Source organism: Bacillus sp. CPT56D-587-MTF (assembly GCF_058792335.1).
Genome location: NZ_JBYTEF010000001.1, coordinates 3248455 through 3270108, shown reverse-complemented (window position 1 = coordinate 3270108; position 21654 = coordinate 3248455). Strand labels below are relative to the sequence as shown.

Sequence of the window (21654 nt, the reverse complement as noted above, 5' to 3'; positions counted from 1 at the left end):
CCGTTCAGGGTGCTGAGATGCACTTTGAACGGCTTTTTTTTATGAGAATTGTTTAAGTGCTCTTTCGGCTAGTAAAGCAAAGTATTCTGCACTTATAGGCAGTGCCTCTTCATTAATTGTAAAAGCAGGATGATGCCATTCATGTGTACCGCTCGTTCCCATAAAGACGAATGAACCTGGTATTTCCTGTTGGTAAAATGAGAAATCTTCTCCAGCCATTGATAGACTAGGCGAGATGATATTAAGATTCATCTTTGTGGCAACTTGAGTAGATAAGTCTGTAAGAGCTTTATCGTTGTGAACAGCAGGAGGACCTGAATAAAAACGGAATTTCGTTTTTACACCTAATGCATCAGATACACCTTTAATAATACGCTCCATGAGTGCTGGAATCTTTTCACGTGTTTCAGCTTGGAACGTGCGAATCGTTCCTTCTAACGTAGCTTTTTCAGGAATCACGTTCCACGTATTTCCTGCGTGAATATTTGTAACACTAACAACTGCATTATGAGATGAACTTATATTTCGGCTTACAATTGTTTGCAGTGCCATCACAATTTGAGAGGATGCGACAATAGGATCTACGCCAGCATCTGGTACAGCCGCGTGTGTACCAACTCCGTGAATTTCAATTTCAAATCGATCAACTCCAGCCATCAGTGGACCATCTTTAATGCCAATTGTACCTACTGGTAAATCAGGTTTATTATGCATGCCGAAAATCGCTTGCACATTACGTAAATGTCCAGCATCAATAACTTTGCAAGCGCCATTACTACTTTCTTCAGCTGGTTGGAATATGAAGCGAACCGTTCCATTTAGGGAAGATTCTCTTTCTTTTAATAAGAAAGCAGTACCTAAAATGGCAGCTGTATGAAAATCGTGTCCACAAGCATGCATTTTCCCTCGTACTTTAGATGCATAGGACAAATGTGTTTCTTCTTGAATAGGAAGGGCATCAATATCAGCACGAACTGCTACAATTGGCCCGTTTTTATTACCAGACACTTCAGCGATAATTCCTGTTTCTAAATTGGAGTCAATGATAGTAATGTTTTTTTCTTCTAACCAATTTTTTATTGCTTTTGTTGTTTCGAACTCTTCATATGATAGTTCTGGATACTCATGTAAATGTCGACGGATGGAAATAAGTTTTTCTTTTAGTTGATTTGAAATAGATACCATGTAGTATGCCTTCTTTCTTCAGCAAAATATTTATCATAAGTATACAACAATAAAAGAGAGGATTCTCAAATGAAAATCCTCTCTCGTTTATCCCGTATTAATGGGCAGTCCGATTGGTTCAACTAATTAAAGTTTCACTTTATGCTGCGACTTTTTTATGCGTATGATGTTTACGATAACGTCCACGCATTGCGTATGCAATTTGCGGGATTGCAATCCCGATTAAAATAAGTGATACACCGAACCATTGTGAAGATAGTACAGCCTCTTTTAAAACGAATACGGACATAATTGTTGTAACTGGTAGTTCCGCTGCACCAAGAATAGTTGCTAAGCCAGAACCGATTTTTGGAATACCGATTGTAAAGGCAATAGATGGAATTACGATACTAAATGTTCCTAATCCTAAACCGTATTTCCAAAGACCTTGAGAAATGGCACCATTAAAAATAAATGTTGGTGGGAATACAATCATGACTAAAGTTAAAGCACCAGTCATTAAGAGAACACCGCGCGGTAATGAAGGTACTTCAACAGCAACTTTTCCGCTCACGAAAATGTATGTTGCGAATGTAACAGCAGATAATAAACCTAAAATGATCCCAGTCGTATCGAAAGCACCTGCTGATTGTTCAAGTAAACCACTTGATAAAAATGTCCCTACAAGTAAGAAAATAACAGAAATAACTTTTTCTCTTGAAGGTAATGTTTTTGTTGCGACTGCTTCAATGATAATTCCGACCCAAACAAATTGGAATAAAAGAATAATTGCAATAGAAGCTGGTACAGTTTTTAATGAAGCATAATAAAAAATTCCGGTAAAACTTGCAGATGTTCCTGCAACGAATAAAAGTAATGCTTGCTTTAAAGGAACGCGATGTCTAGAAAATAGAAGTGTAATAGCAAGCAAAATAATCCAACCGAACAAATATTGGCTGCCAATTACCTCTCCAAGTGAAAATCCTTCTGCATATGCAAGCTTAACAAAAATAGCTAAAATTCCATAACTACACGCTCCTAATAAAACTAAAAGAGAATAACGAAGCATGAAAAATTCCTCCCATCTATATGAAGTTGTTCCGTATCGAAAATATATAACTAGAGGGAAGTATACAAAATTAGAAATAAAGGGTCAAATGAAAGAAAAGTATGACATTTTATAGAATAATAATAAAAGTATGATATTTATGCATAATCTTGAAATTATTAATAGTAGAAGTATTATAAAATCAACTTTGCATTGTATAGAGCCAGCATTTGAAAAAAATATTTTTTAAACCAATATGTATATAGACGTACTAGTAACGTGCTAATTATTTGAGAAACTATGTTACCTTTGTTATGGTAATGACAATTAAAGGAGTTTCATAATCCATTTGAGTTTTTTCTATATAATAGAAGGAAATGAAAACGTTTTATTAGAAACTGTGAGGAAGTACTTTTTTCTTATTGCCACGTTGTAAAAGTGATTTCACGAATTGTTCATAGTATTTTTATGTGTTTTTGTTACAATATTTAGGGAGAGGAGTGGAATGATGCAAGATATTAGTATTTTTTTAGCGTTTGGCGCCGGGTTCTTATCATTTATTTCCCCATGTTGCTTACCGCTTTATCCGGCATTTTTATCGTACATAACAGGTATGTCGGTTTCTGAATTGAAAGAAGAAAATGCAATGCTTCGCAAAAGAAGTATGATACATACAGCGTTTTTCTTACTTGGATTTTCAATTATATTTATTGCAATTGGATTTGGTACAAGTTTTATTGGAGGAATCTTTACTGACTATAAAGATTTAATCAGACAGTTAGGTGGTATATTTATCATCGTGTTCGGCTTAATTATTGTCGGGGTGTTTAAGCCGAAATTTTTAATGCAAGACCGTAAATTTACATTTAAAAATCGTCCAAGTGGCTATTTTGGATCAGTACTAATTGGATTAGCCTTTGCAGCAGGGTGGACGCCATGTACCGGACCAATTCTAGTGTCGGTAATTGGATTAGCAGCAACAAACCCAGAATCAGCAATGATTTACATGATTGCTTACATACTTGGATTTGCTATCCCGTTTTTCGTACTGTCATTCTTTATTACGAAAATGTCTTGGATTAAAAGAAATAGTATGGCCTTCATGAAAGTCGGAGGATATATTATGATTGTTATGGGGGTCTTCCTATACTTTAACTGGATGACGAAAATTATCGTATATTTCTCAAGTTTATTTGGTGGTTTTACCGGTTTTTAGTATTATTCTGCGAAAATGTTGGAAATACTAACGGAAAAGCATATAATGAAAGTATATTTTGCATATAGCCACAAAAAAGGATGAGAAAATATGAACATAGTTCTTTTATCAAGTATCGTTGCTGTTTGTATGGCTGTCGGTGCGATGTTTATTCGTTTAAAAGCAGCTAAGAAACCTGCAACATTGAAAAAAATTATACTTCCGCCATTTTTTATGAGCACGGGAGCATTGATGTATGTTTTTCCTGAATTTCGATTAACTCCAGCGGAAATGTTAGAAGCAATTGGCGTCGGTTTGTTTTTCTCTATTTTTCTTATTAAAACATCTAAATTTGAAATTAGAGGACAAGAGATTTATTTGAAGCGTTCAAAAGCCTTTGTTTTTATATTAATTGGATTACTTGTCGTGCGGATTGTATTTAAAACATACTTAAGCCAATCTCTTGATTTAGGACAACTTAGTGGCATGTTCTTCTTACTGGCGTTCGCGATGATTGTGTCATGGAGAATTGCCATGTACCGTTCCTTTACGAAATTACAAAAGGAAATGGAAAAAGAAGATGGTTTTTATAATGAAAAAGATATGAAGCTAACTTAAAAACTGTATATGTACCAAATAAAAAGACAGCGTCAAAGGCGCTGTCTTTTTTATCGAAAATAATATGAAGTTACTTTGCGAGTAAAGATCGATAGTTAGAATAATCAATCTTTTTTTCTTGTAGTTTTTTAATTAAAAATTTATGATCACGCTTTGGTGTGGCAATGATATATCCTTTAATAATTAAGTCTTGTGTAATTTGAGAGGCATTTTCTTGTAATGCAAGTTCCCCGATTTTTCCAGCAATCTTTGATTTTGCAACATCGCGAAATAGTTCTGGAACAGGACTTACAAGCTCTTCTAACAATTGTTTTTGTTCGTCAGCCCATAAATGTCTCGTTTTATTTATGTAGTGTTCTTCCCAATCCAAAATGGACATGCCGTCTTCTTTTGGTAAACGTTTTAAAAATTTTCTGAACATAAAGTATCCACCGATAGACATAAGCCCTAATAAAATAACCGTCCATAATACAATGAACCAACTGAACCATCCTTCGAGCAAGCATATCCCCCCTTAATGATAGCGGTTTTCTTTTATTCATATTATATACAGTGAGATTCATAGAAAGCAAGAACGCTTGGTCATTTTGACCAAGCGTTATCATTTAAACAAAGTATAGTTGTTCCACATGTAAATTATTATTATCATCTTCTACATATTCAATGATTAATGTGCCAACTTTACGATCTTTATCTTCAGTTGTGAAAATAGAGTAAGAAGTAAAACGTGTTTTTGATAGGCCGCTTATGTGTGTAGGTAAAGAAATGTAGTCGTTATCGCGGAAGAATTCCATCAGTTCAATATCCTCAAATTCTTTTCGGTCAACTTGTTTGTTTGTATAGCGGCGTTGAAGTTGTTTTAAAGATTCATTCCAAGAAATTGCTTTTGTGTCGTATACCATTGTTCTATCTCCTTACTGTATGTAATTATTAAGAACATACGTTCTAATCTAGTATACTCTTTTTATTAGAAAAGGGAAAGCAAAAAATAATGTAAGCTTGGATTTCCAAGCTTACATTATTGATGCGTCCGTCATAATCTCTATTTTTCATTATAAGTTAGATAAGAATAAGAAACAAGATGATATATATAATGTTGAGAGTTTTCAAGATTCTGTATATTATAGGTGTACTAAAGTGTAAGGGAATGAGAGGTGTGACATACGTAATTTCACTGCAAGGGCCGATGGCTAGCGGAAAAACAACATTAGCAAAAAGGTTAGAAAAGAGAGGGTTTCGAGTTATATATGAAAATCCATATCCAATTGTAGAGAAGCGAAAAAAATTGAATTTAGATATGAATTCAAAAGTAGGGTTTATTATGAATCAAAAAATGTTTATGGAAGCAAAAATAAAGGAGTTTCAAAATGTGAAAGATTCAGTCGTAATTTTTGATCGCGGACCAGAAGACATTGAGTTTTTTACACTCTTTTATCCAACGATTATAGGAGAAGAGTGGGATATAGAAACTGAATTGAAAGATGAATTATATAAATTAAGAGAATGCCGTTCGGATGTGATTTTTTACTTAGATGTTACGAAAAAGAATGTATATGATAGAAAAAATAATGATAGAACAAGAAACAGAAGTACATTTGAGGAGCAATTTAAATTAGCAGAAACTGAAAAAGACTGGTATAAACAATTTCCTGTAACTTATGTGGACACAAATAGATTAACAGTTGACGATTTAGAGGTATATTTTATGGACTGGTTAAAGGAGAGAGGGCTATGAAAAAAATACTTTTATTTGTATACCCAACATTTGCGGAGTTTGAAATAACAGTAGCGACGGCGTTGCTGAAAAATAAATTTGAAATCATTACAGCGGGCTTAACAAAAGAATTGATTATAAGTGAAACAGGTTTGCAAGTGCAACCACATATAGAAGTAAGTGAAGTACGTGTAGATGAGTATGAGGGGGTACTTATTCCAGGTGGAGAAGAAGTACAGTTGAAAGATGCGAAATCTCTTTTTTCAGTCATTCGTCAATTTCACGAACAAGAAAAATTAGTGGCGGCAATTTGTGCTGGACCGTATGCGCTAGCAAAAGCAGGGTTATTTAAAGGGATTTCTTATACTGCGACTATAGATTATCAAAAATTCGATTGTTTTCCAGTAGAAAATTTCGTGTATGAAGAAGTTGTGCAACACTCAAATATCATTACAGCACAAGGGCATGCATTTGTACCATTTGGAATAGCGATTGCCTCTTATTTTGGAGTGGCAGACGAACATAATACAGATTTTTATTGTGGTAAAGGCAATGTAGTAATGGAGAAACTTTTACGAGAAAACGTGTAAAAGCTAGCAAATGCTAGCTTTTTTACACCGATAAATTACTAACGTTTTTGGATCGCGCCATATACCGTTATGGAGCGATAATTCCTTGTTGATTTCTTCTGTTAGCCATTCTTTCATCTCGGCTTGAAGATACATATTATCGGGTATATTTAACGATGGAAACATGCTGGAAATATAGTTTACTATTGGGGTAGCATGATGAAAAACGAGCGCATTATGAATAACTGTTTCTTCAACCGTTGGAAAAGCAGATGCTACTATCTCTTTACCATTTTCTAAACAAAATGGAGAGACTGCTGGTGATGTTTTCGGTAGATCAAATGCGTCAAGCATGTTGTTACACATTTCAACTATACGAGGTAATGAAACTTTAGAATTTGTTGTAGCTAAAAGTGTTCCGCCAGAACGAATGACTTTATAAAAGCCTTGAATTGTTTTTTCAACATCTTTCACATGGTATAACATATGTCTTGCAATTATTAGGTCATAACAATTTGTTTCGAAAGGAAGTTTACTAGCGTCCCCTCGTTTCCATTCTATTAAGTTATTTATTTTAGCAGCTTCAGCAAGCATAGCTTCGGATTGATCAAACCCGGTTAATGGGCCTTTATGACCATTTGTTTGTAAAAGGGAAAGGAATTTTCCACTAGCGCACCCAACCTCTAATATGTTTTCATCCCCTTGAAGGTGTAAATGTTCAATGACGATCTTATCTAAATCTACGTGTTTTTCTTCGTAATGTGTATGTGTGTCGATGCGTGTTTGTAAATGGTTGCTAACGTTATATTGTCGTTTTACATCATTCATTTTGTCACATTCCACCTTTGTGCAAAATTGTTGGATTGCATGTGTTAATACATCTGTTTTCTTTAAACCTTCGTAATGGAGTGCTGATTCAAACCTTTCAAGTAATTTCTCTTCAATTCGAAAATGAATATCTTTTCGTTTTGTCACTGAAATTTCGCCCCTTTGCATCTGTTAGTGAGACTATAGCACGTCTGGAAATTTTGTGTAAATCATTTGTGTACACAAAATTAGGGGGATGAAAAAAATGTTTGAATATGATTTTAAACTATTGACGATTTAACCGTTTTCATATATTCTTAAATTAAGTAATATTCAAATAATTCAAAAGAAATGAGAGAGTCACATGCTTCTTCAAGGAACACATCGAATTGGTCGTATGGCCATGCTGTTGGCACTTGCGGATGAGAATGAAAGTCCTGTATTATCCATTCCAAAAGGTTGGAAGTATTGTACGGGGAAAGTGGGTTCGATGAATTCGCAAAAGGTTGTCGCAGCAATGGAAACAGCGGCTAAAAGCAACCAAGTTATTGAAACAGACGTTTACAGAGAAACACATGCACTTTATCATGCAATTATGGAAGCTTTGTACGGAGTGACGAGAGGTCAAATTCAGTTAGCAGACGTTCTTCGTACAGTAGGACTTCGTTTTGCGATTGTGCGCGGTACACCATACGACGGGAAAAAAGAAGGCGAATGGGTTGCTGTTGCATTATATGGAACGATTGGTGCACCTGTAAAAGGATCTGAGCATGAGGCGATTGGTTTAGGAATTAATCACATATGATTTGCCCATAGTCTATTAGTTAGAAGGGGGCCTTACTTTTTTAGGACAGAAGTCTGTCTTAAAAAGATAAGGTCCCCTTTTGCCTTTTTAAGGAGGAAAAATGATGATTACGTTAACAGGACATACATTGACAGTTGAAGAAATGAAGAGGTTATTACTGGAAGGAGAAGGTGTAACAGCTTGTCCAACTAGTATGCAAAAGGTAGCGGAGTGCCGCGAAGTAGTTGAGAAAATTGTAGAGGACGGAAAAGTCGTTTACGGTATTACAACTGGATTTGGAAAGTTTAGTGATGTGCTTATCCAAAAAGATGATGTAAAGGCACTTCAACATAATTTAATTCAGTCACATGCATGTGGGATAGGTGATCCATTCCCGGAAGAAGTATCGCGCGGAATGTTAATTTTACGAGCGAACACGATGCTTAAAGGAGTATCAGGCGTAAGGCCGCTTGTTGTAAATATGCTTCTTGAGTTTGTAAATCGTAAAATTCATCCAGTCGTTCCGCAACAAGGTTCACTTGGTGCAAGTGGAGATTTAGCACCTTTATCTCATCTTGCGCTCGTATTATTAGGCGAAGGTGAAGTGTTCTATAAAGGGAAACGCGTTCATGCAATGGTTGCTCTTACAGAAGAAGGGCTTGAGCCAATTGAACTTGAAGCGAAAGAAGGTCTTGCGTTAATTAATGGTACGCAGGCGATGACAGCACAAGGAGTTCTTTCTTATATAGAAGCAGAAGCAACGGCGTATCAAGCTGAACTAATTGCTTCGATGACAATTGAAGGGTTACAAGGCATTATTGATGCATTTGATGAAAATGTTCATAAAGCACGTGGCTATAAAGAGCAAGTGGATGTAGCAAGCAGAATTCGTGACATTCTTCATGATAGTAAGTTAACAACAAAACAAGGAGAACTACGTGTACAGGATGCCTATTCACTTCGTTGTATCCCGCAAGTACACGGTGCTTCTTGGCAAGTTTTGAATTATGTGAAAGAAAAATTAGAAATTGAAATGAATGCCGCAACAGATAATCCGCTAATCTTTGATGGCGGGGAAAAAGTAATTTCAGGTGGTAATTTCCATGGTCAACCGATTGCATTTGCGATGGACTTCTTAAAAGTAGGAATGGCGGAACTTGCAAACATTTCAGAGCGTCGTATTGAGCGTTTAGTAAATCCGCAGTTAAACGATTTACCGCCATTTTTAAGTCCAGAACCAGGACTTCAGTCTGGTGCAATGATTATGCAATATGCTGCAGCGTCACTAGTTTCTGAAAATAAAACGTTAGCACATCCAGCGAGTGTTGATTCAATCCCGTCATCAGCTAACCAAGAAGATCACGTAAGTATGGGAACAATCGCTTCACGTCATGCACATCAAATTATTCAAAATGTAAGACGTGTTCTTTCAATTGAAATGATTTGTGCGATGCAAGCGGCAGAATATCGTGGAATTGAAAACATGAGTACAGTGACGAAGAGCTTCTACCATCAAGGGCGTCAGCAAGTACCATCTATTACAAATGATCGCATCTTCTCAACGGATATTGAAAATATTGCACATTGGTTAAAAACGAATTATTCGATAAAAGAAAGATTGGATGTAAACGCAGCACTATAAAATGAGAAAAGGGAGAGATTGAAATGGAAAAAGTACAACAAACAATTCGCGCGCCAAGAGGTACAGAGTTACAAACGAAAGGGTGGGTGCAAGAAGCTGCACTTCGTATGCTAATGAACAATTTAGATCCGGAAGTTGCTGAAAAACCAGAAGAATTAGTTGTGTATGGCGGAATTGGCCGTGCAGCTCGTAACTGGGAAAGCTATCAGGCGATTGTAGATTCATTAAAAACGTTAGAAAGCGATGAAACGTTACTTGTTCAATCAGGAAAACCAGTTGCCATTTTTAAATCACATGAAGATGCACCTCGCGTTCTGTTAGCGAACTCAAACTTAGTACCAAAATGGGCAAACTGGGATCACTTCCGAGAACTAGAGAAAAAAGGTCTTATGATGTACGGACAAATGACAGCTGGTAGCTGGATTTACATTGGAACACAAGGGATTCTACAAGGAACATATGAAACATTTGGTGAAGCAGCTCGTCAACATTTCGACGGTTCATTAAAAGGTACATTAACACTTACTGCTGGTTTAGGTGGTATGGGTGGTGCACAACCTCTTGCTGTAACGATGAACGGCGGTGTTGTCATTGCTATTGATGTTGATAAGCGTAGCATCGATCGTCGTATTGAAAAGAGATATTGTGACATGTATACAGAATCATTAGAAGAAGCATTAACTGTTGCGAACGAGTATAAAGAGAAGAAAGAACCAATTTCAATTGGCTTGCTAGGAAATGCGGCAGAGATTTTACCAGAACTAGTGAAGCGTGATATTACGCCAGATTTAGTTACAGATCAAACATCTGCTCATGATCCATTAAACGGTTATATTCCAGTAGGTTACACATTAGAAGAAGCAGCGAAACTTCGTGAAAAAGATCCAGAACGTTACGTACAATTATCAAAAGAAAGTATGACAAAACATGTGGAAGCGATGCTTGCGATGCAAGAAAAAGGTGCAATTACATTTGATTATGGAAATAACATTCGCCAAGTTGCTTTCGATGAAGGTTTGAAAAATGCTTTCGATTTCCCAGGATTCGTTCCAGCATTTATTCGTCCATTATTCTGTGAAGGAAAAGGGCCATTCCGCTGGGTAGCACTTTCTGGTGATCCAGAAGATATTTATAAAACAGACGAAGTAATTTTACGTGAGTTCGCTGATAATGAACATTTATGTAACTGGATTCGTATGGCACGTCAACAAGTTGAGTTCCAAGGACTTCCATCACGTATTTGTTGGTTAGGTTACGGTGAGCGTGCGAAATTTGGTCGCATCATTAATGAAATGGTTGCAAATGGTGAATTATCAGCACCGATTGTTATTGGTCGTGACCATTTAGATTGCGGATCAGTAGCATCTCCAAACCGTGAAACAGAAGCGATGAAAGACGGTAGTGATGCAGTAGCTGACTGGCCAATTTTAAATGCATTAATTAATAGTGTAAACGGTGCGAGCTGGGTATCTGTTCACCACGGTGGTGGCGTTGGTATGGGTTATTCACTTCACGCTGGAATGGTTATTGTTGCAGATGGAACAGAAGCAGCAGCAAAACGTATTGAGCGCGTATTAACTTCTGACCCTGGTATGGGTGTTGTTCGTCACGTGGATGCTGGATATGACTTAGCTGTGGAAACTGCGAAAGAAAAAGGCGTTAACATTCCAATGATGAAATAAGGAGGAGAAAACATGCTGGACACTTTACTAATAAATATCGGTCAATTACTAACAATGGATCAAGAAGATGGCTTGTTAAGACGAGAAGCGATGAACACGCTTCCTGTTATCGAAAACGGTGCGGTTGGAATTGAAAATGGTGTAATCACTTTCGTTGGAACAGCGGAAGAAGCGAAAGGATTACAAGCGAAAGAAGTTATTGATTGCGGGGGGAAAATGGTTTCTCCTGGTCTTGTTGATCCGCATACCCATCTTGTATTTGGTGGATCTCGTGAAAATGAAATTGCGCTAAAATTACAAGGAGTTCCGTACTTAGAAATTTTAGAACAAGGCGGAGGTATTCTTTCAACTGTAAATGCAACGAAACAGGCGTCGAAAGAAGAACTTGTTCAAAAAGCGAAATTCCATTTAGACCGTATGCTATCTTTCGGCGTTACAACTGTAGAAGCGAAGAGTGGTTACGGATTAGATGATGAGACGGAATGGAAACAATTAGAGGCAACTGCACAATTACAAAAAGAGCATTCAATCGATTTAGTTTCCACATTTTTAGGTGCTCATGCAGTTCCGAAAGAATATAAAGGTAGATCGAAAGAATTTTTACAATGGATGTTAGACCTATTACCAGAAATGAAAGAGAAACAATTGGCGGAATTCGTTGATATTTTCTGTGAAACAGGTGTGTTCTCAGTAGAAGAATCAAAAGAATTTTTATTAAAAGCGAAAGAGCTTGGCTTTGATGTGAAAATTCATGCAGATGAAATCGACCCTCTTGGTGGTGCGGAAGCAGCGGCAGAAATCGGTGCAGCATCAGCAGACCATCTAGTTGGCGCTTCTGATAAAGGGATTGAAATGCTTGCAAACTCGAATACAGTAGCAACATTATTACCAGGAACAACTTTCTATTTAAATAAAGAAAGCTTTGCTCGTGGTCGTAAAATGATTGATGAAGGTGTTGCAGTTGCGTTAGCTACAGACTTTAACCCAGGTAGCTGTCCAACTGAAAATATTCAGCTTATTATGAGCATTGCGATGCTAAAACTGAAAATGACACCAGAAGAAGTTTGGAATGCCGTAACGGTTAACTCATCATATGCCATTAACCGTGGTGATGTAGCTGGGAAAATTAGAGTTGGTCGTAAGGCAGATTTAGTTTTATGGGATGCTTACAATTATGCTTACGTACCGTATCATTACGGCGTAAGTCATGTGAATACAGTATGGAAGAATGGTAATATTGCATATACAAGAGGTGAACAATCGTGGAGCACGGCCACTATTTAAAGAAAAACGCAAAGTTTATTGATCGTGAAGTGACAAAATGGAGTGAGATGATTAAAGATTGGGAGGAAGGTGTAGAAATATTCGGTGCTGCCTTAATTGGAGCACCCCTTTCTAAACCATCTATTAGTCATTCAGGAGCGAGTTTTGCTCCAAAGACAATTCGTGCGATGTTAGATGCATACAGCACATATGCAATTACAGAAGAACACGATATGAAAGAAAGTGTCTTATATGATTGCGGCGATATTACGATGCATGTGACGGATATAAAAGAAAGTCATAACCGAATTGCGAAAACAGTTGGTCATGTAACGAAAGTAAATCCGAACATGATACCAATCGTTCTTGGTGGTGACCACTCGATTAGTTTTCCGAGTATAACAGGCTTTGCAAACAGTAAAGGAAAGGTCGGGATTATTCAATTTGATGCTCATCATGATTTACGTAATTTAGATGATGGAGGCCCGTCAAATGGTACACCATTCCGTAGTTTACTAGAAAATGATGTCATTACAGGGAAACAACTTGTTCAAATTGGAATTCGTAATTTTTCTAATGCACGTGCGTACCATGAATATGCAATAGAGCATGGTGTAACAGTGTATACAATGAAAGACGTACGAGAGCGAGAAATAAAAGATATTATCACGGAAAGTATTGAATTATTAAGAAATCAAGGTGTGACTTCTATTTATATTTCTCTTGATATGGATGTGCTAGACCAAGCGTTTGCACCAGGTTGTCCAGCAATTGGGCCTGGTGGAATGGATAGTACGACTTTACTAGATGCGATTGAATTCCTTGGTAAAGAACCGCTCGTTCAAGGGATGGATATAGTAGAGATTGATCCAACTCTTGATTTCAGAGATATGACGAGTAGAGTAGCAGCGCAAGTGATTATGAGTTTTCTTTTAGCGAGGGAAACGGTTAGTAAGCAAGTTAGTATATAGACGGAAAAGTAGATCTTTATTTATGCCTTAACAAAAACACATCACTACTTAAATGTAGTGATGTGTTTTCAGAGTGTTGGGAAACCCTTTAGGGTTCCCAACACTCTGGAATCTTTTTTGATTTTAGCGAATAAAAACAACATAAAATAATAGAATTTTAAAAAATAGCCCTCCACCTGACCCTTTTTGGTCAGGTGGAGGGCTATTTTTTTCATGTTTTGACAAGCTGCGGTGAGATAAGCTTGCATTTGGACAGACTTCAGCCCTCGAAACCGGGCATAGCGGTAGCCATGTAGTTCTTTGGCGTCTGCAAAGCTTCGCTCTATAGTGGAACAGCGTACTTTATACAACCTTTTCCCTGTAGCTGTTAGCTTGTTTTTTCTAGCAATATCCTTATATTTCTCCCACACATGATGAGTGATAACTTTTTGTTTTTGTTTCTTTGAAAAGCACACCTCACGTAACGGACAAACAGCGCAGTCTTCTGGATTCGATTTGTATTGACGGTATCCTTCACGATCAGTTGTTACATATTCTAGAATACATCCCATCGGACAAGCGAAAACATTCATTTCTTCTACATATTTAAATTGGCTTTTCGGTACTTCTTTATTCCGTTTTCCAAATCGGCGATACCCCATCACCATAAATATATTCCGTTCTGATAGTTTCTTACAGATATATCCTGTAAAATAGCCAGCATCAAGGGCAACAGCTTCTACTTTGAAGTCGAATTTATCAATCTGAGCTTGGAGGCGTGCTAAATACGGCTCGGAATCTGCCATATTTCCAGCCGTTACATAGGTATCTGTAATAATATTGTACTTCGCATCAGTCGTACGATGATCCAAGAAATGAAAACCATTTGGTTTTCCATCTCTCATTAAAAATCCACTATCTGGATCCGTTGTACTTATACGAGTTTTTTTGGTAGGGGTATCACTTTCCTTTCTAGGTTTTAATTCTTTTTTCCATGTACCTCACGATCTTCGATTACCGCAGCTTCTAGCTCGTCTATATAAAACTTTGCTTTTTCTTTTTTATATTTATGTACAAATTTATTTTTATTGGCATTGGCCTTAATATGTGTAGAATCTGTCATCAGTGCACGTCCTCCTACCATCCGGTGCTCCGTCGCTTGTCTCACAATCTCATCAAAAATTTCTTCGAAAATATTTGTATGAATAAAACGAGTACGACGATTCCAACTGATTGTAGAGTGATCCGGAATAGTATCCGATAGAGAAAACCCTAAAAACCAACGGTAGGCAATATTCGTTTTAATTTCCTTTTCCAATTGACGCTCAGAACGAATACCGTAAAAATATCCAATAAACATCATCTTAAATAAAACAATAGGATGAATGGACGGGCGTCCATTGTTTTCACAGTAATAAGGGCGTAACTTCTCTTCAATAAAATCAAAACTAATTGTCGCTTCAATTGCACGAAGGAAATGATCTTGTGGAACCAACTCTTCTACAGAAACAGATACACGCTCATCACGATGATTTTTTAAAGCACCCATCATAAAAAATCTCTCCTTTTCCTCTTTTTTATCAGTGTTGACACATAAAAAGAGGTTCAGACACAAAAACAGGCTGTGGAGAAGACTTTCTCCACAGCCTGAAAACACATCACTACTTAAATGTAGTGATGTGTTTTTGTATTAAAAGAGAATGAATGTGTGTGGAACCGTTAATGGAATTGCGATTTTTATAGTTTATTGTGTAAATTTAATTTCTTGCTTCTGAAGTGTTGACGTGTAAAATAATTTTATGATAAAATAAAAATTTTGCTAAAAAACTAAAAGTATGTTAAGCTTGAGAAGGTTACCATATATGGAGGTGGATTATTTGTTTCAAATTGGCGATAACATTGTTTATCCAATGCAGGGAGCAGGTATAATTAAAGCCATAGAAGAGAAGGAAATCTCAGGAGAAAAACAACAGTATTATGTTATAAAAATGTCAGCTAGTAATATGGAACTAATGATTCCAGCAGAGAGAATATTGAATTCGAATATACGTCCAGTTACGGATATAACCGCATTAGCACACATAATGGATATTTTTCAACATGGGGAATCAGATAGATTACTTACGTGGAAACAAAGGTATAAATTGAACACTGATAAAATAAAGACGGGTAAAATGCAAGAAGGTGCTGAAGTTGTGCGTGATTTAATGCGTATACAGAAAGAAAAAGCACTTAATGCAAGCGAAAAGAAGATGTTAGATAACGCATATGAATTTTTGATTAGTGAACTGGGATTAATTGAAGGTATCACAGAAAATCAGATAAAAAGCTTTTGTTAAGGTTCATTACAAATAATGTATTATATCCCAAAAAAGATCTTGAATTTTTTGGGAACATAATTATAGAAAATTTATCATTTCAAAGACATTCAACTCTTTCAAACCACTTTTAGAGCATTACCTCTATTGTTATTACTACAATCAAATCCATTTTTATTTTTTAATTTCATTTATGAATGTTCGAAGTTTAATTGAATACTTCGATAAAATAGTTACTTGATTTTTGCAATCCTGATTCACACTGGCACGGACGAGGAGCCGTAAGGATGAAAGAGAGGTAGGGCTTTCATTGTTTTAGGTATATAAGTTATTATTTTTAGAAGAATACTGAACCATTTTCACTTCTATTGATAAGGTGCTTTTTTATTAAAGAGATAAACGAATTGACAGCCATATATGGTCAACAAAAAAGGTTTCCTCCTAAGGAAACCTTTTTAATATTATTTATAGCGTTTTGTTTTTTTGAATATTCGATTTTTTTATTTTAAAGTCGTAAAAATTGACGTTACTATCTAAAAGTAAGTATGATGCGATTATAGTAAGATTTTTTAGGGGGAAGAAAAATGACAAGTTCAAGTAATAAAGCAGCGAGTATTTATGAAGGAACAAATGTAAATGCTGGGGGATTTTTTGGAAACGTTGAAGAAACAAAGTTGTTTGATCCAATTCAAGTTGGAGCTTGGTCTCTTCGTAATCGTATAGCGATGGCACCGATGACAAGATGCTTTGCAGATAATGAGACTGGAGTAGTTGGTGCGGATGTAGTGGAGTACTACAGAAAACGTGCTGCGGATGGAATTGGACTAATTATTACAGAAGGAATTGTCATTAGTCCGAGAGCAAAAGGAAACCCAGGAGTACCAGGTATTTATACACAAGAACAAATCGATTCTTGGAAACCTGTTACAGAGGCAGTACATAAAGAAGGCGGGACGATTATTGCTCAAATATGGCATGTTGGGCGTATGAGTCATCATGAAATAATTGGTGGTCAAATGCCACAAGCGCCGTCGGCTATCGCTGCAGAGGGAAATGTTCCACGCTTTCGTAAACCGTTTGATATGCCAGAAGCAATGACGTTAGAAGAAATACAAGAAGTGATCGATCAATACGCACAAGCTGCGAAAAATGCGATCGAAGCTGGATTTGATGGAGTAGAAATTCACGGTGCACACGGATATTTAATCGATCAATTTACGTATGAGTTTGCGAATAAGCGAACAGATAAATATGGCGGTGATTTAAAACAAAGGTTAACGTTTATGAAAGAAGTAACGGCAGCTGTAATAGAAGCTGTTGGAGCTAATAAAACACTTCTTCGTTTCTCTGCTTTCAAAGGTGATAATCCTACTTATATGTGGGAAAACCCTGAGTTTGCAATTGAAACGTTCATAAATATGTTTAAAGAGGTTGGATTAACGATGATCCATCCTTCAACGATGAATTATACCCAAGAGATTGCTGACGGAAAGAATTTTCATCAACTAGTAAGAAAATATTGGGATGGTACGATTGTTGGGGTTGGTAATTTAAATCCGAAAGAGGCCGAAGAAGCGTTGCAAGAAGGAACGATTGATGTAGCGGCATTCGGAAGACCGTTAATTGCTAATCCAGACTTTGTTCATCGAATTAAACACGCTGAAAGTTTAGTTGAATATGACGCGAAAGAGCATCTTGTTACGTTAGTATGAATAAAGATAAAAGGAGAACACATCTAGTGTTCTCTTTTTATTATGGAATTTCATAGGGGGAAGCGGGATGAGTGAAACGCTACTCGTTATTATTAGTATATTACTATTTTTAATGTTGCTTTTAATCGTCTTTTTTATCATTACATTTTTTATAAAAAAACGAACACATCATTCTATTTTAAAATTACATCCGTACTTAGGAAGAATGCGCTACTTACTGGAAAAGATAGGGCCTGAATTTCGACAATATTGGTTTGATCATGATACGGATGGAAAGCCTTTCTCACGTTATGATTTTCAAAGTGTTATGTTTTTAGCGAAATATCGCTCTGAAATACTTGGTTTTGGATCAAAACGAGATTTTGAAGCTTCTGGATATTATATTGCTAATACATTATTTCCGATATTAACGGAGGAATTAAGTGTGAATCTCACGCAAGAGCGAGAAGGTAAAAAGTACGTGATTCATAAAGAAGGGTTATTTTCAAGAAGAGAAAAATTGACAGCGGATACAACGAATCTTTGGCTGTACGAAGAAGATGATGCAATTATAGTCGGTGAGAACCGTAAATATCCGTGGAAGCTACATGGCATGTTTGGTGCATCTGCGACTTCTTATGGTGCGATTGGAGAAAATTATATTTTAGCGAGTGGTCTTGGAGCAAAAATGGCAGGCGGGTCGTGGATTAATACGGGTGAAGGTGGCGTTATTCCAGAACATTTACATACAGGAGCGAATATCGTTGCGCAAATTGGTCCAGGGTTATTTGGATACCGTGATGAAGACGGTAATTTTTCAATGGGAAAATTCATGGAGAAAGTGAAAGAAAGTAATATTAGAGCATTCGAATTGAAATTTGGGCAAGGTGCTAAAATACGTGGTGGTCATTTAGAGGGGCAAAAAGTAAATGAGAAAATTGCGTTTGTTCGCAACGTCCGAAAGGGAGAGACGATTAATTCACCGAATCGATTTTCATTTTTAAAGAATGCAGCGGATACACTTTATTTTATTCAACAGTTGCAAGAAAGCGGCGGTAAACCAGTTGGAATGAAAATTGTAATTGGTCAGCAGAAGCCTTTGAAAGATTTAATAAAAACAATGAAAGAACTAAACATTTATCCAGATTTTATTACAATAGACGGTTCAGAAGGCGGGTCAGGGGCAACGTATAAATCGATGGCAGATTGTATGGGACTGCCGCTTATTCCAGCATTACTTACATTTATTGATACAGCAAACCATTATGGTGTTCGTAACAAGTTTAAAGTATTTGCATCGGGTAAATTAATCACACCAGATAAAGTAGCGATTGCTTTAGCGATTGGGGCGGATGCTGTAAGTTCAGCCCGCGGATTTATGATGGCAAGCGGCTGTATTATGGCCCTTCAATGTAATTCTGGCCAATGTCCATCTGGTGTAGCCACGACGAATCCGCATTATCAAAAAGCGTTAGATCCGTATGAGAAGAAGTGGCGAGTCATGAATTATATTATTAGTATGAGATATAGTTTATTTTCATTAGCGGCAGCGGCGGGAGTGAAGAGCCCGCGCCATTTAACTAGAGAGCATATTGTGTTTAAAGACGAGGTGGGGAGAGTAGTTCCTCTTTCGGAATTGTTTCCTATAGTAAATCAAACCTAAAAGTATATTTGATATGTAAGATTTTTTTAAGGAATAATCATATTTTTGGAAAAATTAGGATTATAATAGGGAAGTATTTTTAAAAATGACTATTTTTAGGGAGAGATTCACTTGCAACAAGGTTCTTACAGTATTACAATTTTTTTACTCGTCATAGGGCTCGTTATATTTAGACGCATGCGCTCTATGAATCGACCAATTAATAATAAAGGAAGACGACTACTATTGCCATTATTTTTCTTATTACCAGGTTTTTCTTTATACGCAGCACCGATACAACTTGCTGGTTGGCAAATTTGTATAGCTGCTGGGATCGGACTGCTATTGTCAATTCCACTTATTATTTTAAGTGGGTATGAAGTCAGAGAAGATGGTCAAATTTATGCAAAAAAAAGTATCGCTTTTATTGCTACATTTTTAGTTATCGTTCTTTTACGTGCTTATTTTAGAAGACATTTACAAGGTCTAGATCCAAAGTCAATCGGCATTCTTTTCTACACTCTTGCGGTTTGTTATATAGTACCTTGGCGTATTGGATGTTATATGAAATTTCGTAAAGTATATGTAGAGAAAGAGAAAATTGAGACGTCAATAAGCTAAAAGTCATACATTTGTATGGCTTTTTTCTTTTAAAATTTATCGGGTAAACGAATGAAAATAAGGTGTGAAAAAACACCGTTTAATTTTCTGAATATTATTACTTTAATTCCTTAAAAAATCATTGTAATCCACTGGGATAAAGGCGTTTATAAAGGTTTTCACATGTAATAAAAAGTGCTCGTTCACTTGAAAGAACAAAAAATGTTTGTTAAGGTAGGGAACCATAAGCGAAAACAAGAAAATAGAAAAAGTCATTTTTCGAAATTTTGAATGGCTTATGGACTAAGGGAGAGATTTGGTGAAGATTGAAATTATGGTATCGCTTGCTATTTATATGGCAGGTATGTTGTATATCGGATATTGGTCTTATAAGAAGACATCCGATTTATCAGATTATATGTTAGGCGGGAGGGGACTCGGTCCAGCAGTTACAGCTTTATCAGCTGGTGCTTCTGACATGAGTGGTTGGATGCTAATGGGATTACCTGGTGCGATGTATGCAACAGGATTATCAAGTGTATGGATTGCGATAGGTTTATTAATAGGTGCGTATGCAAACTATTTAATCATTGCCCCGCGTTTACGAACGTATACAGAAGTGGCAAATGATTCAATTACGATTCCAGACTTTTTAGAGAATCGGTTTAAAGATCGTACGAAAATACTTCGTTTTGTCTCCTCTATCGTCATTTTAGTATTTTTCACATTTTATGCGTCGGCTGGTTTAGTTTCAGGTGGACGTTTGTTTGAAAATTCTTTTAACCTTGATTATAAAATTGGTTTATTTGTAACAGTGGGTGTCGTTGTTGCGTATACACTATTCGGTGGCTTTCTAGCCGTAAGTTGGACGGACTTTGTGCAAGGTTGTATTATGTTTATTGCGCTTGTATTAGTGCCAATTGTTGCTTTTACGGATGTCGGTGGTGTAACAGAAACATTTAATACGATTAAGCAAGTCGATGCATCGCATTTGGATATGTTTAAAGGGACTACAGTATTAGGGATTATTTCCTTTTTAGCAGGGGGCCTTGGATATTTTGGTCAACCACATATTATTGTCCGCTTTATGGCAATTACCTCTATTAAAGATTTAAAAACTTCTCGTAGAATCGGTATCGGTTGGATGACGATTTCAATTATAGGTGCAATGCTTACTGGTCTAATTGGTATCGCCTATTATGCTAAAAATAATGCGACATTACAAGACCCAGAAATGGTCTTTGTAACATTCTCAAATATTTTATTCCATCCGTATATTACAGGATTTTTATTATCAGCTATTTTGGCTTCGATTATGAGTAGTATTTCCTCACAATTACTTGTTATTTCAAGTGCAGTAACGGAAGATTTCTATAAAACATTTTTCCGTCGTAATGCAAGTGATAAAGAACTTGTATTTATCGGTAGGCTGTCAGTATTAGTTGTAGCGATGATTGCAGTTGTTTTAGCGTATCATCCGAGTGATACAATTTTAACGCTTGTTGGATATGCTTGGGCAGGATTTGGATCAGCATTTGGACCCGCTATTTTATTAAGTTTATATTGGAAGAGAACGAACAAATGGGGCGTTCTTGCTGGTATGATTGTCGGTGCAGTAGTTGTTATAGCATGGGTACAAATTCCAAGTTTAAAAGCAATTATGTATGAAATGGTACCTGGATTCTTCTGTAGTTTATTAACTGTTATCGTTGTAAGTTTATTAACGAAAGAACCCGTTAAGGCAGTTCATCGTGAATTTAATGAGATGGAAGCAGTACTGGAAGAAGAAACGAAATGATTTGAAAAGAGAGTAGACGGTGAATAACGTTTACTCTCTTTTCTTTTTAAATGAAATAAGTAACTTATTGACAAAGAAAAGTAAGTAACTTATAATAAGTATTGAGGTTGAGATAAATGATATTCTAAATCAAGTTTTATTATGATTTTAGAGTGAGTAAATGTTTTTT

19 protein-coding genes and 2 pseudogenes are annotated in these 21654 nt (G+C 36.4%); 15 read left to right on the top strand and 6 right to left on the bottom strand.

Translation table 11 applies throughout. The features are described from left to right. Nucleotides 1-39: 39 nt before the first annotated feature. Nucleotides 40-1185: a M20 peptidase aminoacylase family protein gene (locus AC3WVZ_RS16815; protein WP_000253675.1), complete on the bottom strand. Its 1146-nt coding sequence runs from the start codon at nucleotides 1183-1185 to the stop codon at nucleotides 40-42. Between the two features lie 139 nt (nucleotides 1186-1324). Further along, entirely contained in the window at nucleotides 1325-2233 is a 909-nt protein-coding gene (locus tag AC3WVZ_RS16810; protein WP_000947043.1) for an EamA family transporter, read from the bottom strand. 322 nt (nucleotides 2234-2555) lie between these two features. Between AC3WVZ_RS16810 and AC3WVZ_RS16805 the strand changes: the two are divergent. The 3 genes and pseudogenes from AC3WVZ_RS16805 (at nucleotide 2556) to AC3WVZ_RS16795 (ending at nucleotide 4025) form a co-directional block, all read left to right on the top strand. After that, nucleotides 2556-2704 (top strand): annotated as a pseudogene (locus AC3WVZ_RS16805) (peptidase T). A 16-nt stretch (nucleotides 2705-2720) separates the two neighbouring features. Next, nucleotides 2721-3428 (top strand): cytochrome c-type biogenesis protein CcdA, encoded by a 708-nt coding sequence (gene ccdA, locus AC3WVZ_RS16800; RefSeq protein ID WP_001152676.1) that lies wholly within the window; start codon nucleotides 2721-2723, stop codon nucleotides 3426-3428. Between the two features lie 90 nt (nucleotides 3429-3518). Beyond that, nucleotides 3519-4025, top strand: coding sequence for a CcdC family protein (locus AC3WVZ_RS16795; protein WP_001028439.1), 507 nt, complete (start codon nucleotides 3519-3521; stop codon nucleotides 4023-4025). 70 nt (nucleotides 4026-4095) lie between these two features. On the opposite strand, the gene AC3WVZ_RS16790 is transcribed toward AC3WVZ_RS16795, so the two are convergent. Together AC3WVZ_RS16790 and AC3WVZ_RS16785 are read right to left on the bottom strand one after the other, a co-directional pair. Next, nucleotides 4096-4527 (bottom strand): DUF2621 domain-containing protein, encoded by a 432-nt coding sequence (locus AC3WVZ_RS16790; protein WP_000889373.1) that lies wholly within the window; start codon nucleotides 4525-4527, stop codon nucleotides 4096-4098. Nucleotides 4528-4630: 103 nt separating this feature from the next. Further along, a complete protein-coding gene (locus AC3WVZ_RS16785) occupies nucleotides 4631-4927 on the bottom strand; it encodes a hypothetical protein (RefSeq protein ID WP_000262401.1) in 297 nt (98 codons plus the stop codon). A gap of 245 nt (nucleotides 4928-5172) precedes the next feature. Between AC3WVZ_RS16785 and AC3WVZ_RS16780 the strand changes: the two genes are divergently transcribed. Both AC3WVZ_RS16780 and AC3WVZ_RS16775 read left to right on the top strand, forming a co-directional pair. After that, complete coding sequence (locus AC3WVZ_RS16780; protein WP_002041639.1) at nucleotides 5173-5760, top strand: AAA family ATPase; 588 nt, start codon at nucleotides 5173-5175, stop codon at nucleotides 5758-5760. Beyond that, the gene (locus AC3WVZ_RS16775; protein ID WP_000722200.1) at nucleotides 5757-6329 is read left to right on the top strand and encodes a DJ-1/PfpI family protein; all 573 of its coding nucleotides are present in this window, start codon (nucleotides 5757-5759) and stop codon (nucleotides 6327-6329) included. The genes AC3WVZ_RS16780 and AC3WVZ_RS16775 overlap by 4 nt, the downstream gene beginning before the upstream one ends. Nucleotides 6330-6332: 3 nt before the next feature. On the opposite strand, the gene AC3WVZ_RS16770 is transcribed toward AC3WVZ_RS16775, so the two are convergent. After that, on the bottom strand, nucleotides 6333-7283 hold the full coding sequence (locus tag AC3WVZ_RS16770; RefSeq protein WP_000166759.1) for a class I SAM-dependent methyltransferase: 951 nt from the start codon (nucleotides 7281-7283) through the stop codon (nucleotides 6333-6335). A 196-nt stretch (nucleotides 7284-7479) separates the two neighbouring features. Between AC3WVZ_RS16770 and hutP the strand changes: the two genes are divergently transcribed. The 5 genes from hutP to hutG all read left to right on the top strand — a co-directional run bounded on the left by hutP (nucleotide 7480) and on the right by hutG (nucleotide 13457). After that, nucleotides 7480-7920: a histidine utilization transcription antiterminator HutP gene (gene hutP, locus AC3WVZ_RS16765; protein WP_000926516.1), complete on the top strand. Its 441-nt coding sequence runs from the start codon at nucleotides 7480-7482 to the stop codon at nucleotides 7918-7920. A 103-nt stretch (nucleotides 7921-8023) separates the two neighbouring features. Beyond that, nucleotides 8024-9541, top strand: coding sequence for a histidine ammonia-lyase (gene hutH, locus AC3WVZ_RS16760; protein WP_000631874.1), 1518 nt, complete (start codon nucleotides 8024-8026; stop codon nucleotides 9539-9541). A 23-nt stretch (nucleotides 9542-9564) separates the two neighbouring features. Continuing rightward, nucleotides 9565-11223, top strand: coding sequence for a urocanate hydratase (gene hutU / locus AC3WVZ_RS16755; protein ID WP_000416944.1), 1659 nt, complete (start codon nucleotides 9565-9567; stop codon nucleotides 11221-11223). 12 nt (nucleotides 11224-11235) lie between these two features. Continuing rightward, nucleotides 11236-12507: an imidazolonepropionase gene (gene hutI / locus AC3WVZ_RS16750; protein WP_000887531.1), complete on the top strand. Its 1272-nt coding sequence runs from the start codon at nucleotides 11236-11238 to the stop codon at nucleotides 12505-12507. Beyond that, complete coding sequence (gene hutG, locus AC3WVZ_RS16745) at nucleotides 12486-13457, top strand: formimidoylglutamase (RefSeq protein WP_000399838.1); 972 nt, start codon at nucleotides 12486-12488, stop codon at nucleotides 13455-13457. The genes hutI and hutG overlap by 22 nt, the downstream gene beginning before the upstream one ends. A gap of 161 nt (nucleotides 13458-13618) precedes the next feature. Here the strand turns inward: hutG and AC3WVZ_RS16740 are convergent. Further along, nucleotides 13619-14988 (bottom strand): annotated as a pseudogene (locus tag AC3WVZ_RS16740) (IS1182-like element ISBth7 family transposase); the annotation flags it as partial. A 325-nt stretch (nucleotides 14989-15313) separates the two neighbouring features. Between AC3WVZ_RS16740 and AC3WVZ_RS16735 the strand changes: the two are divergent. The 5 genes from AC3WVZ_RS16735 to putP all read left to right on the top strand — a co-directional run bounded on the left by AC3WVZ_RS16735 (nucleotide 15314) and on the right by putP (nucleotide 21485). Beyond that, a complete protein-coding gene (locus AC3WVZ_RS16735) occupies nucleotides 15314-15775 on the top strand; it encodes a CarD family transcriptional regulator (RefSeq protein WP_233935175.1) in 462 nt (153 codons plus the stop codon). A gap of 563 nt (nucleotides 15776-16338) precedes the next feature. Continuing rightward, nucleotides 16339-17466, top strand: a complete 1128-nt coding sequence (locus AC3WVZ_RS16730) for an alkene reductase (protein WP_063220560.1) — start codon at nucleotides 16339-16341, stop codon at nucleotides 17464-17466. Nucleotides 17467-17533: 67 nt separating this feature from the next. Then, entirely contained in the window at nucleotides 17534-19108 is a 1575-nt protein-coding gene (locus AC3WVZ_RS16725; protein ID WP_233935174.1) for an FMN-binding glutamate synthase family protein, read from the top strand. 111 nt (nucleotides 19109-19219) lie between these two features. Further along, nucleotides 19220-19708, top strand: coding sequence for a CcdC family protein (locus tag AC3WVZ_RS16720; RefSeq protein ID WP_001183921.1), 489 nt, complete (start codon nucleotides 19220-19222; stop codon nucleotides 19706-19708). A gap of 298 nt (nucleotides 19709-20006) precedes the next feature. Next, nucleotides 20007-21485 (top strand): sodium/proline symporter PutP, encoded by a 1479-nt coding sequence (gene putP / locus AC3WVZ_RS16715; RefSeq protein ID WP_233935172.1) that lies wholly within the window; start codon nucleotides 20007-20009, stop codon nucleotides 21483-21485. The last annotated feature ends 169 nt before the right edge of the window (nucleotides 21486-21654 follow it).